The organism is Mesorhizobium sp. PUT5 (genome assembly GCF_052216645.1).
Taxonomy (GTDB): domain Bacteria; phylum Pseudomonadota; class Alphaproteobacteria; order Rhizobiales; family Rhizobiaceae; genus Mesorhizobium.
The window spans coordinates 1,227,766-1,240,448 of the sequence record NZ_JBQOSO010000003.1; the positions used below are offsets into that span (position 1 = coordinate 1,227,766).

Annotated in this window: 11 protein-coding genes; 3 read left to right on the plus strand and 8 right to left on the minus strand. The window is 65.7% G+C overall.

The features are described from left to right. Positions 1 to 3: 3 nt before the first annotated feature. From ACTDI4_RS07415 to ACTDI4_RS07425, 3 genes are all read right to left on the minus strand, one after another. On the minus strand, positions 4 to 1,383 hold the full coding sequence (locus ACTDI4_RS07415) for an aspartate aminotransferase family protein (RefSeq protein ID WP_442840538.1): 1,380 nt from the start codon (positions 1,381 to 1,383) through the stop codon (positions 4 to 6). 76 nt (positions 1,384 to 1,459) lie between these two features. Then, on the minus strand, positions 1,460 to 2,434 hold the full coding sequence (locus ACTDI4_RS07420) for a WD40 repeat domain-containing protein (RefSeq protein WP_442840539.1): 975 nt from the start codon (positions 2,432 to 2,434) through the stop codon (positions 1,460 to 1,462). Between the two features lie 172 nt (positions 2,435 to 2,606). Continuing rightward, positions 2,607 to 3,662, minus strand: coding sequence for a CobW family GTP-binding protein (locus tag ACTDI4_RS07425; RefSeq protein WP_442840540.1), 1,056 nt, complete (start codon positions 3,660 to 3,662; stop codon positions 2,607 to 2,609). A gap of 183 nt (positions 3,663 to 3,845) precedes the next feature. On the opposite strand from ACTDI4_RS07425, the gene ACTDI4_RS07430 reads away from it, so the two are divergent. Beyond that, a complete protein-coding gene (locus ACTDI4_RS07430) occupies positions 3,846 to 5,024 on the plus strand; it encodes an NAD(P)/FAD-dependent oxidoreductase (RefSeq protein ID WP_442840541.1) in 1,179 nt (392 codons plus the stop codon). Between the two features lie 111 nt (positions 5,025 to 5,135). Beyond that, the gene (locus ACTDI4_RS07435; protein WP_442840542.1) at positions 5,136 to 5,642 is read left to right on the plus strand and encodes a MarR family winged helix-turn-helix transcriptional regulator; all 507 of its coding nucleotides are present in this window, start codon (positions 5,136 to 5,138) and stop codon (positions 5,640 to 5,642) included. A gap of 210 nt (positions 5,643 to 5,852) precedes the next feature. On the opposite strand, the gene ACTDI4_RS07440 is transcribed toward ACTDI4_RS07435, so the two are convergent. From ACTDI4_RS07440 to ACTDI4_RS07460, 5 genes are all read right to left on the minus strand, one after another. Next, entirely contained in the window at positions 5,853 to 6,611 is a 759-nt protein-coding gene (locus tag ACTDI4_RS07440) for an SDR family NAD(P)-dependent oxidoreductase (RefSeq protein WP_442840543.1), read from the minus strand. 40 nt (positions 6,612 to 6,651) lie between these two features. After that, entirely contained in the window at positions 6,652 to 7,626 is a 975-nt protein-coding gene (locus ACTDI4_RS07445; RefSeq protein ID WP_442840544.1) for an ABC transporter permease, read from the minus strand. 64 nt (positions 7,627 to 7,690) lie between these two features. Then, on the minus strand, positions 7,691 to 9,184 hold the full coding sequence (locus tag ACTDI4_RS07450; RefSeq protein WP_442840545.1) for a sugar ABC transporter ATP-binding protein: 1,494 nt from the start codon (positions 9,182 to 9,184) through the stop codon (positions 7,691 to 7,693). A gap of 98 nt (positions 9,185 to 9,282) precedes the next feature. Beyond that, positions 9,283 to 10,329 carry a sugar ABC transporter substrate-binding protein gene (locus ACTDI4_RS07455; protein ID WP_442840546.1) on the minus strand — a complete coding sequence of 349 codons (1,047 nt, stop codon included), beginning with the start codon at positions 10,327 to 10,329 and terminating at the stop codon, positions 9,283 to 9,285. Positions 10,330 to 10,472: 143 nt separating this feature from the next. Next, positions 10,473 to 11,387 carry a LysR family transcriptional regulator gene (locus ACTDI4_RS07460; protein ID WP_442840547.1) on the minus strand — a complete coding sequence of 305 codons (915 nt, stop codon included), beginning with the start codon at positions 11,385 to 11,387 and terminating at the stop codon, positions 10,473 to 10,475. Between the two features lie 205 nt (positions 11,388 to 11,592). Between ACTDI4_RS07460 and ACTDI4_RS07465 the strand changes: the two genes are divergently transcribed. Continuing rightward, positions 11,593 to 12,675 carry a tartrate dehydrogenase gene (locus ACTDI4_RS07465; protein ID WP_442840548.1) on the plus strand — a complete coding sequence of 361 codons (1,083 nt, stop codon included), beginning with the start codon at positions 11,593 to 11,595 and terminating at the stop codon, positions 12,673 to 12,675. The last annotated feature ends 8 nt before the right edge of the window (positions 12,676 to 12,683 follow it).

A 12,683-nucleotide genomic window follows, 5' to 3' on the forward strand; every position in this document is an offset into this window, starting at 1 on the left:
AGATCAGGCAAGCTTGCCCGCCACATCGCCGAAGGCCGAGATCAGCAGGTCGACCTGGCGGGCGGTGGTGGCGGGCGAGACCAGCATCATGTTGTGGAAGGGCGCGATCAGCACGCCGCGATTGACCAGCGCCACATGGATGGCCGCCTCCAGTTCGGGCGCGTGCGCGGCCTCCGCCTCCCCGCCGTTTTTCAGCGGCCCCGGCGCGCAGATGAATTCGACCCGAGCGCCGACGCGCGCCACATGCCAGGGCAGGCGGTGGCGGCCGATCGCCGCCGTCAGCCCGGCGTCGAGACGGCGGGCGAGATGCTCCATATGGGCGTAGTTTTCGGTCGTCATCACCTCTTCCAGCGTCGCGCGCATCGCCGCGAATTGCAGCGGATTGGCCGACAATGTCGTGCCCATGCCGGAATAGCCGGGCTCCTTCGTGCGCTCATACGCGCCGTAGCGCGCGGCGACCTCCTCGCTCAGACCCCACACGCTGGCCGGCACGCCGCCGGCCACCGGCTTGCCGAGCACGAAAAGGTCGGGCTCCAGCCCGAAGGCCCTGGTGTAGCCGCCGGGGCCGGTGGAGATGGTGTGCGTCTCGTCGATGAGCAGCAGCGTGCCGGCAGCCCGCGTCAGCCGGCGAAGCTCGGCGTGAAAGCCCGGATCGGGCAGCACCATGCAGGAATTGGTCAGCACCGGCTCGGTGATGACGCAGGCGACGTCCCTGTCGGCAAGCGCGGCCTCCAGCGCCGGAGCGTCGTTGAACTCCACGATCTTCGTGGCGCGCGTAAGATCGCGGAACTCGCCGGCCAGCCCCGGCCGGTTGACGGGTTTCCCGTCCTTCAGCCGCACCATCGTCTCGTCCACCGAGCCGTGATAGCAGCCGTTGAAGACGAGGATCTTTTCCCGGCCGGTCACTGCGCGGGCGACGCGCAGCGCGAAGCGGTTGGCGTCGGTGGCGGTGGTGGCGATCTGCCACAGGGGCAGGCCGAACTTCTCCTGCAGCAGCGGGCCGATGGCCAGCGCATCCTCCGAGGGTAGCATGTAGGTGAGGCCGCGCCCGGCCTGGCGGCGGATGGCGCGGGCCACCGGCGCGGGCGAATGGCCGAACATGGAGCCCGTGTCGCCGAGGCAGAAATCGTCCAGCCGGTTGCCGTCGATGTCGGTGATGGTGGCGCCGCGCGCGCGGTCGACCAGGATGGGGAAGGGGGTGGGCCAATCCGTCATCCAGTGCATGGGCACGCCGCCGAGGAAGCCGGCCATGCCGTTGCCGAGCTTCGCCTGCGACTTCGGCCGTGCCTTGCGGAACGCTTCCGCCTCCGCCTGGCGCAACGCCGCGATGCGCGCGCTTGTAATGCCGCCCTGTGTGGTCGCCGCCGTCCCTGCCAGAACCAAGATATGTCCGCCGAAATGCCTCTCTCGGCAGAGTTTTAGCCGTCCGCCAACCGACAGGCAATGGCGCGCGGCCGGCTCACCCCGCTATGTCGATCACGCCGCAGTCGCCCGCCGCGCTGCCGAAGGCGATGCGCCGTTCCGCGCGGTCCCAGGCCATTGCGGTGACGGCGCCCTTGCCGGGCCGGCGCAGCAGTACCTCCTTGGCGTCGGCGAAGCGGGCGGCCAGCACCATGCCGTCCTCGTAGCCGATGGCCACGACGTCCTCGCTCGGGTGGCAGGAAACGCAGGTCACCATGGTGTTGCCGCGCGTGGCCAGTTCCAGCGGCGCTTTGCCCATCGGCCCGTCCTTGCCCTGGAAGGGCCACACGATCGCCGCCGGCGCGCCGGAACTCGCCAGCCATCTGCCCTTGGCGCTCCACGACAGGCTTTTCACCTTGGCCGGATAGCCCGACATGCGCATGTGCTTCCCATCGGCCAGCTTCCAGCCGTGCAGGGCGTTCTCCTGCATGGTGGTGACGAGGAAGGCGCCGTCGGGCGAAAAGGTGATGCCGGTATGGGCGCCGGCCCATTCCAGCTCCACGGGCTTGCCCTCGGCCGCGGGGAAATGCAGCGTCGCGCCATTGTAGCGGGCCACACCGATGCGCATGCCTTTCGGCGCGAAGGCTATGCCTTCCACCGAGCGCGGATGTGAAAACTCCTTCACCTTGCCGTCGGCGAAACGCACGAAGGCCGTGCGGCCGGTGCCGTAGGCGACCGCGCCCTGCGGGCCGGCGGCGACGCTGGTGATCCATTTCGTCCCGGCGCTGGCCAGTTCCTCCACCTTGCCGCCGGGCGCAACGGCAAAGATTTTTCCATCTTCGCCGCCCGTGACCAGACGGTCATTGGCCGCGTCGTGAAAGGCGCAGAGCAGGCCGTCATTGGCCTGCGAGGTCTTGTGGCCGTGGTCAAGGCGGTGGACGGCGCCGTCGGCGAACGCGAAATGCGGCACGTCGTCCAGGAAGACGACGGCCACGCAATGGCCTTCGAGATCAAGCGGGGCGACTGTGGGCATCAGCGCGACCCCCTCTCCCCCCTCGCGGGGGAGATGGCTGCATCGCGGCCAGAGGGGGTTGCTGCGGCAGTGCTCGGCATGAGGACTGCGTCGGGTCCGGCACGGAAGACCCCACCCGGCCGCTGCGCGGCCACCCTCCCCTCACGGGGGAGGGACCCGTCGAGGCGCTGCGTCATGCCTGGCACGCCTCGAAACTCTTCTTCAGCCGCTCGGCGTCGAGCTGGCGGCCGATGAATACGAGCCGGCTTTCATGGGTCTCGCCCTCCTTCCACGGGCGCTGGTGGTCGCCTTCGATGATCATGTGCACGCCTTGCAGCACGTAGCGGTCGGGATCGTCCTTGAAGGCGATGATGCCCTTCAGCCGCAGGATGTTCGGGCCTTCGAGCTGCGTCACCTTCTCGATCCATGGGAAGAACTTTCGCGAGTCCATCTCGCTGCCGCGCAGCGACACCGACTGCACCGTCACGTCGTGGATCGGCGAGACGTGTCCGTCATGATGATCGTGATCGTGATGATGGTGGTGATGGTCGTGGTCGCAGTCCGGCCCACACTCGTGATCGTGGTCATGCTCGTCGGCGTCGAGGAAATGCGGATCGTTCTCCAGCGCGCGCGACAGGTCGAAGGCGCCGCGGTCGAGCACGGCGGAGAGCGGCACGCCCGAGCGCTGGGTGCGGTGGATGCGGGCGGTGGGGTTGATGGCGCGCACGGTGGCCTCGACCTCGCGCAGCTCCTCGGGACTTACCAGGTCGGTCTTGTTCAGCACGATGACGTCGGCGAAGGCGATCTGGTCCTCGGCCTCCCTGGAATCCTTGAGGCGCAGCGGCAGGTGCTTGGCGTCCACCAGCGCCACCACGGCGTCCAGCCGCGTCTTGGCGCGCACGTCCTCGTCCATGAAGAAGGTCTGCGCCACCGGCACCGGGTCGGCAAGGCCGGTTGTCTCCACCACGATGGCGTCGAAGCGGCCGGGCCGGCGCATCAGCCCCTCGACCACGCGGATCAGGTCGCCGCGCACCGTGCAGCACACGCAGCCATTGTTCATCTCGTAGATCTCCTCGTCGGATTCCACGATCAGGTCGTTGTCGATGCCGATCTCGCCGAACTCGTTGACGATGACGGCATAGCGCTTGCCGTGGTTCTCCGACAGGATGCGGTTGAGCAGGGTGGTCTTGCCGGCGCCGAGATAGCCGGTGAGAACGGTTACGGGAATTTGTGTCTGGGTCTGGCTCATGATGCCCTCGGGAATTCGGTCTGGGCCCGATATAGGACGGCCGGCGCCGATTTGCACGGGTGAATGCGGGCTCTGCCGCATTGTTGGAAATGTCGCGGGGAGCCGGCCGGATTTCAGGAGGCATGCTGGCGATCCCACGCTATAGGAAGCCGCTGATAGGCCGCTTTGCAAGGAGACCGGCGGGTGGATTCTGTGGACGTCCTCGTCATAGGGGCTGGCGCGGCCGGCATGATGTGCGCGATCGAGGCGGGCAGGCGCGGCCGCAAGGTGCTGGTCGTCGACCATGCCAGGGCCGCCGGCGAAAAGATCCGCATTTCCGGCGGCGGCCGCTGCAACTTCACCAACATCCATGCCGGGCCGAAGAATTTCACCTCGCAGAACCCGCATTTCTGCATCTCGGCGCTGAAACGCTACACCCAGCACGATTTCGTCGCGCTGGTCCGTTCCCATGGCGTCGCCTTCCACGAAAAGACGCTGGGGCAGCTTTTCTGCGACGGCTCCGCCACCCAGATCGTCGGCCTGCTGCTGGACGGCATGAGGCGCCACGGCGCGGCGCTCCGGCTGAACACGCGCGCCGAAGCCATCGACAAGACCGAAACCGGCTTCGTCGTGAAGCTGACGGAAGGGGCCGTGCGCTGCTCTTCGCTGGTCGTGGCGAGCGGCGGCAAATCCATTCCCAAGATGGGCGCCTCCGGCTTCGGCTACGACGTTGCCGCGCGGTTCGGCCTGCGCGTGGTCGAGACAAGGCCCGCCCTGGTGCCGCTGACCTTCGAGCCGCATATGCTGGAGCGGCTGCGGCCGCTCGCCGGCGTTGCGGTCGACGCCGTCGTCTCCTGCGGCAGGACGCGGTTCGCCGAGGCGATGCTGTTCACCCATCGCGGCATCAGCGGGCCTTCCATCCTGCAGATCTCCTCCTATTGGCGCGAGGGCGACGAGATCGCCATCGCCCTGGCGCCGGAGACCGATGTTTTCGCAGCCCTGCGGCAGGCGCGCGCCGGCAATGGCAGGCTGGCCGTGCAGACGGCGCTGGCCGCGTTTTTGCCGAAGAAGCTGGCGCAGACCATCGCCCAGGATTGCGGCCTCGACGGCCATCTCGCCGACATGTCCGACGACAGGCTGCGCGGCGTCTCGGCCCGGGTCAACGACTGGCGCGTCAAGCCGGCGGGTTCGGAGGGCTACCGCACGGCCGAAGTGACGCTGGGCGGCGTCGACACGCGCGATCTGGATTCGAAGACCATGGTGGCGAAATCGGTGCCGGGGCTCTATTTCATAGGTGAAGTGGTCGACGTCACCGGCTGGCTCGGCGGCTACAACTTCCAGTGGGCCTGGTCGTCGGGCTGGTGCGCCGGCCAGGTCGTATAGGCCCTACCTCCGAGTGATAGTGGTGCCGGGATGTTCAGCCGGATAAGCTTTGTCATCTGGTTGTAACATGAGGCTGGCATTGGCAGCAGCGGGCGACGCAGGGAGTTCGACATGGTCAAGGCAGACAGAAGCGCGACGATGAGCCGGCTGCATTCGGTCGCGAGGCTGGCGCGCACCGCGCTGGCGGCGCGGCTTCTGACCCATGGTTTCTACGCCGGGCAGGACCAGATCATGCTGGCGCTGGGCCGCGACGACGGCCAGACGCCCGGCGGCCTGGCCGAGCGGCTGGGCGTGCGCCCCCCCACCATCACCAAGACCATCAACCGCCTGCAGGCGCAGGGCTTCCTGGAAAAGCGCGCTTCCAACGCCGACGCGCGCCAGTCCCACATCTTCCTCACCGATGCCGGCCGCGCCGCCATCCAGGCCATCGAGAAATCGGTGAAGAAGACCGAGAAACAGGCGCTGAAGGGCCTCGACAAGAAGGAGCAGAAGCAGCTTTTCAAGCTTCTGGCACGCATCGAGGCCAACCTGTCCGACGAGGAGGTGGCGCCCGAGGAGGAAGAAGCGGTCGAGCCGGTCGAGGTGCACGAAGCTACGGAAGAGCAGAACGTCGGCTAGCCGTAAGCGCCTCGACAGGTTGCCCGCAGATAATCGGGGCCGAGGGCGACCGCGCTAGGCGCTTTCTGGTGGGGCATGTGCGGCCCCGACGCGGCTCCGACAATGCCGCCGGTCCGCATCGGAGTCCGCGGACCGGATTCAAATCAACTTAGCGTGCTCAGTGCCGGCGCAGGAGCAGCGCCTTTCCGCCAACTTTCTGAAAGCCCCCAGCTACCCCTGTTGAATGGTCAGGCCGCCATCGACCAGAATTGTCTGGCCCGTGATGTAGCGTGCGCCATTGGAGGCAAGGAACAATATCACGTCGGCCACGTCGTCGGGCTGCCCGATGCGCCGCAGCGGAACCGCCGGCACCTGGGCGGCCAGTTTGGCCTCGCCCATGGAATGCTCTTCCGAGAGAGACTGCGCGGTTCGGATGAAACCTGGTGCGACGCCGTTGACCCGTATGCCGTCAGGCCCCAGTTCCGCCGCCAGCCCGCGCACCAGGCCCAGAATTCCGGCCTTCGCGGCGGAATAGTGGACATGTTCGGCCCAGCCATAGGCGATGCCGGAGATCGACGACACGGCCACGATCGCTCCCGACCTGCGCTCGCGCATGCGCGGGGCGGCTGCACGGGCGAGCCTCAGCACTCCCTTGAGGTCGATCTCGTGGGTGAGGTCCCATTTGGCATCCGTCATCTCGGCCAAGGGCACGCGATGGGCGATGCCGGCATTGGCGACCACGACATCGACGCCGCCATGGTTCTTGTCGATCTCGGCGACGATGGCGTCGGCCTGCTCGCTGCGGGTGACGTCGAGGCGACGGAACACGGCTTCGCCGCCGCCGGCGCGAATCTCCTCCACGACGCGGTCGCCCTCTTCTTCCAGGATGTCGGTGACGTATACGCGGTAGCCGTCGGCCGCGAAGGCCAGCGCTGTTGCGTGACCAATGCCGATGCCGGCGCCGCTGATGATAACTGTTTTCTTTGCCACTTTAGTCTCCTGCCTGTCCTTGCGTTGCCAGTCCGACCCTTTACTTGATCACGCCGATCTTGCCGCGTTCGAGCGACAGGAACACGGCCAGGATCAGGATCAGTCCGGTGATGATTTTCTGGATTTCGGACGAGATGCCCAGGATGATCAGGCCGTTGCCCAACATGGCAATGATCAGGGCGCCGATGACCGTGTTCTGCATGCTGCCCACGCCGCCCGTCAGGGGGGTGCCGCCCAGCACCACGGCGGAGATGACGCTCAACTCGAATGCGCTGCCGGCGGTCGGGGTCGCGGCGCCGAGCCTTGCCGCCATCACGATGCCGCCGAGGCCGGCCAGCAGGCCGGACACCACGAAGACCGATACCTTGATGGCGTTGACCGGCAGGCCGCTCATGCCCGAAACGCGCTCGTCGCCGCCGATGGCCATGCAATAGCGGCCGAAGGTCGTGTGGTTGTAAAGAACATAGCACAGCACGAACACGCCGGCCGCCACATAGACGATGTTCGGAAACATGCCGATCGGCATGATGGAGGCGTCGATGACGATCGGATTGCTGCGCGAATAGACGATGGTCAGTCCCTGCACCGCCAGCAGCGTTCCCAGCGACACCATGAAGGAAGGGACCTTCAGATAGGTGAACACGACCCCGTTGAACAGCCCGACCAGCGCGCCCACGCCAAGAGCGGCGACAATGCCCAGCGGACCGGCCCAAAGCGACACCGCAGCCCCCACGAGGCCGGCAAGGCTCAGTGTCGAGCCCACCGACAGGTCGATGCTGCCGGTGCTGATGACGAAATGCATGCCGAAGGCGACGATGGCGAGCACGGTAGCCTGCTGGAGGATGGTGCTGAAATTGTGCAGCGTGTTGAAGCGGTCGAACGCCATGATCGAAAAGAATGCGAAGATCAGCACGAATGCCAGATACGGCACCAGCGCGCGTATGTTCGGCATCGTCCTGCCTGGCGCCTCGTTGGCCTTGACGCTCTCGCTTCCGCTGCCGGTGTCAGAATTCATGTCCGTCTCGCTTGATGGTCGCCGCCGTGGCCGGCGGCAGATTGAACTGTTCGTGTCAGGCAGGTCAGATCATGTGGCGGATCAGGTCGCTTTCCTGCGGCTTGTCCTTGCGATCGAAGGTCTTGGCCACTCTGCCGTCTCGGATAAGCATGATCGTGTCGCTCATCTGCAAGAGTTCCTGAAGCTCGTCGCTGACGAGGATGACGCCTGCGCCCCTTGCGGTCAGGTCGTTGAGCAACTGATAGATTTCCGCGCGGGCGCCGATGTCGATGCCGCGCGTGGGATTGTCCAGCAGGAAAATATCGCCCTCGGTGGCCAGCAACTTGGCAAGCACTACCTTTTGCCTGTTGCCCCCGCTCAGGTTCTGGCAATTCTCCTCGACAGAGCGGCATTTGACGTTGAGCCGGGACGCAAGCTGCGAGGACAGCGAGGTTTCCCGCGCCTTGCTCGCCAGGCCGCCGGCCGACAGCCGATCCAGCACGGACAGCACGATGTTGCTGCGCACCTTCTGTTGCAGGATCAGCCCCTCGCGGTCGCGGTTCTTCGGAGCGTACATGAGGCCCAGCCCGATCGACCGGCGGGGCCTGCGGCCGTCATAGATCTTTCCCTTGACGACGACGCGGCCGGATGAGGAGGGCTGCGTCCCGTAAATGCCGCTCAGGATGCGCTCCTGGCCCGCTCCGGCAAGCCCGCCGATGCCGACGATCGAGCCTTTGGCCAGGCGCAGCGAGAAATCTCGCACGCCGCCGGCAACGGTCAGGCCCTCGATTTCGAGGAGAGGTTCCTCCTCTGCGTTCCCGGCCCCGGTGCTGCGGATGTGCAGGTCGACATCGCGGCCCACCATCAGGTTCGACAGTTCGTCCGGCGTGGTGGCGGCGGTGTCCCGCACCGCCACGAATGCCCCGTCCTTGAGGATGAGCAGCTTGTCGGTGACGGCGAAGATCTCCTCGGTGCGGTGCGTCACCATGATGATGGCCGTCGTCGGTTTCAGCCGAGCGATCAGATCCAACAGGAGCGCGGTGTTGCGGCTCGACATCGTGGCCGTCGTCTCATCGAAGATGAGGCAGCGCGGATTCGTGGAAACGGCTCGCGCGGTTTCGACCAGCTTCTGGTCTTCCAGCGAAAGGTCTCGTGCCACGGCCTGGGGATCGACATGCGGGCAGACCCCCGCAAGCAGCTTGCGCGCTTGCGCCACCATGCGCCGGCCGAGACGCAGGCCAAAGCGCGAAAACTCGGCTTCCCGGCCGATGAAGAGGTTCTCGGCGACCGTCAAGGACGGGATCAGCGCCGGTTCCTGAAACACGATCTGGACACCCCGGGCCTTGGCCTCGTTCACCGACGCCGGTGCATAGGGCTCGCCTTCATGCCGCATCGTGCCGCGGTTGGGCGACGTTACCCCCGCAAGGAGCGCGGCAAGCGTGGATTTTCCGGCGCCATTCTCGCCGGCGAAGGCCCAGACCTCGCCGGTGGAAATCTCGACCCTGTCCTCGTCTCGCCAGCGAAGCGCACGCACGCCTCCGAACGACTTGCCTATGCCTTCTAGCTGGAAGATCTGCATATCGAGATTCTGCTTTGTCTGGCTGCGATCGCCATCCACGGAGCCGGCGCTCGCGCAAAGGCGCGACGCCGGATGCACTCCGGCGTCGCGCCTGACGCTTACTTGATGGTGACGGCGAAGTCGGTGGTCTTGGCGTCGGGATTGTAGACCTGCGACAGCGACTTCCAGTCGAATTTCGGCGTGGAGTCCACGAATTGCTGCGCATAGGCCTCCACATTCGCCGAGGTCACGCCGGGGATGGAAATTTCGTGAACCGGCGGGTTGTTCGCCTTGCCGTTCATTGCGTCGTAGCACATCACCGCGGCCTGACCGCTCTCAGCCCACTGGCCGCCCGTGGAATAAAGCGCTTCGCCGGCCTTGATCGCATCGACGGTCTCGGGAATCAGGTCCATCGAGGCCACCTTGACCTTGTCCAGCACCTTGGCATCCTTGAACGCCTTGATGGCACCCATGGCGGTATCGTCATTGTAAGTCCACAGCCCCTCGAAGCCCGGTCCGGGGAAGGCCGAGAGGAAGTTCTGCGCGTCGGTATAGCCGTCCTGGCGCAGCTCGCCGTTGCGGAGTTCCTGCAGCATCTTCATGTCCGGATGTTCCTGCAGGAACTGCGCGAGCCCTGCGCTGCGCTCGTCGGCAACGGCGCCGCCGGGCACGCCGCCGATCGCCACGAGCTGGCGCACGCCGGAATCATACAGCGCCTTGGCGATGTTGTAGCCGGCCAGCTTGTTGTCCACGCCTATGAAGCCGGCATAGCTCTTGCCGTCATATTCCGCGGGAGAAAAGCCGGGATAGCGCTCGGCGAACACCACCGGAACCTGCGCCGCTTCCGCCTTGTTCAGGAGGCCGCGCGCGATCGCCGAGGTGTTCGGCGTGATGATCAGGCAGCCTACGCCCTGGGCAATGAGGCCTTCCACGTCGGCGAGCTGCTTGGCGTCGCTCTGGTCGGCGTCCACGACCACCGCCGAGGCGCCCAGTTCCTTGGCCGCGGCCTCGCCGAAATCCGCGAAGGCGCGCCAGAAGGGGTTCTGCAGCGCGGGCACGCTCATGCCGATGACCCCGTTCTTCGGCGCATCCTCGGCAAGTGCCGGGGAATAGGCACCGAAGCCCGCCGCCGAACAACACAACAACGTCGCGAAAAATCTACGCATGTCCACCTCTTGGTTGTTACGTTGGCGTCTCTTCCCAGCCAACCTGATGCAAGCCCAATTTTGAAGCTGCGGCCGTCGGCGGTCAATTATATTAAATAGCGCAATAATCCAGAGGCGCGAAACATCGCACCCTGCAGGCCGGATCAACTGTCCCTGGAATAGTCGGCGATGTGATCGCGCAGCATGCCGATCATCAGGTCGCGCACCGGATCGCGCGTGCCGCTGGTCCAGATGGCGGCCAGCGGCAGGTTTTTCAGCACCACGCCGCCGGACGACATCAAAGGCACGAAGGCCACGCCAGCGACCGAGAATTTGGAAACCCAGCGCGGCACGATGGCAATTCCCATGCCGGCGGCGACAAGGTTGACGATGGTCTGTTTTTCGTCAGCGAGTTGCACGACCTTGGCCGTCAGGCCCTGGTCGCTGAACAGTCGCATGGTCAGGTCATGGCTGTGCGGGCGCGAGCGCCGCTCCGGCACGATCAGGGTCTGGTCGGTCAGGTCGTCCACCCAGACGCTGGGCAGTTTGGCAAGCTGGTGATTGCCGGGGACAGCCACCACCGCCGTCTCATGCAGCAGGAACAGCGTTTCCAATCTGCGGCTGGGGGCGGCCGAGGGACGGATAAGAGCAAGGTCAAGCCGGCCGGACAACAGCCTGGGCACCAGGCGGCTGGTCTTGTCCTCCAGCACCTGAACGGTGACTTCCGGCGCGATCTCGCGAAAATCGTGCAGCAGGCGCGGCACCAGGCCGATCGCGGCGCTGTCGATGACGCCAAGCCGCAGCACCGCCGACCGGTCCCGGCTCAAGGCGCGAATCCGCCGCTCCAGCTCGTCCGCCCTGGCGAGCAGGCCGCGCGCCTCCTCCACGAGGAGAACGCCGTGTTCGGTCAGGGTGGCGTTGCGGGTGGTCCTGATCAGGAGGCGGACATCGAGGTCTTCTTCCAGCATTCGGATATGCCGGCTGAGGGAGGAGGGCAGCATGTCGAGGCGCTGGGCGGCCCTTCCGAAATGCAGTTCGTCGGCCACCATGACGAAGCAGCGCAATTGATTGAGGTCCATCGGCAGAAACCCTTTCGGGTCGATTAAAGCAGATTTTTGTATAAACTAAAGCGCATTGAATTGCAGCGTTCTCCGCTTCTAATCCAAGGGCAAGGATGATCCGCAGGCTGCCCGACCGTCCAGGTCGCGGCGAGCCGGTGCCCGGAAAACGCTCGGCTCGGCGATGCGCGATCCGGATCAGTGTCAATACGGAGAGTGACGGACCATGCGTGAATTTTCCATCGCCGCCATACCTGCGGATGGTATCGGACCGGAGGTGATCGAGGCCGGCATCGCAGCGCTGGAAGCCCTGGCGGAACGCCGCGCCGACCTGAAATTCGATTTCAAGGTCTTCGACTGGGGTTCGGATTACTACCGGCGCAACGGGTTGATGATGCCCGCCGACGGCCTTGAGCAACTGAAGCGCTACGACGCGATCTTCTTTGGCGCCGTCGGCGCCCTGGACGTGCCCGACCATGTGACGCTGTGGGGCCTGCGTTTGCCGATCTGCCAGGGCTTCGACCAGTATGCCAATGTCAGGCCGACTAAGATTCTGCCTGGCATCACCTCGCCTCTGCGCAATGCCGGCGTGGGCGACCTGGACTGGGTGATCGTGCGCGAAAACTCGGAAGGCGAGTATTCGGGCGCCGGCGGCAGGGTGCACCGCGGCCTGCCGGAGGAAGTCGCGACCGAGGTTTCCGTCTTCACCAGGGTCGGCGTCGAGCGGATCATGCGCTACGCGTTCTCATTGGCGCAGTCGCGTCCGCGCAAGCTGCTGACCGTCGTCACCAAATCGAACGCCCAGCGCCATGGCATGGTCATGTGGGACGAAATCGCCGCGGAAGTCGCCGGCGATTTCCCGGACGTGACCTGGGACAAGGTGCTGGTCGACGCGATGACGGTTCGCATGGTCGCCAACCCGCAGAGCCTGGACACCATCGTTGCCACCAATCTGCACGCCGACATTCTGTCCGATCTGGCGGGCGCGCTTGCCGGCAGCATCGGCGTGGCTTCGACCGCCAACATCGATCCCCAGAGACGCTTCCCTTCGATGTTCGAGCCGATCCACGGTTCCGCGTTCGACATCATGGGCAAGGGCATCGCCAATCCGATCGCCACGTTCTGGACGGCGGTCCAGATGCTCGACCATCTCGGCGAAGCCGAAGCTGCCGCGCAATTGACGCGCGCGATCGAGCATGTCTGCGCATCGGGCATCATGACGCCCGACCTCGGCGGCACGGCGACGACCCGCGAGGTGACCGAGGCCTTGTGCAGGTCGATACGCGGGGACAATCTCCTCTCCAGATGAGCGCGGCC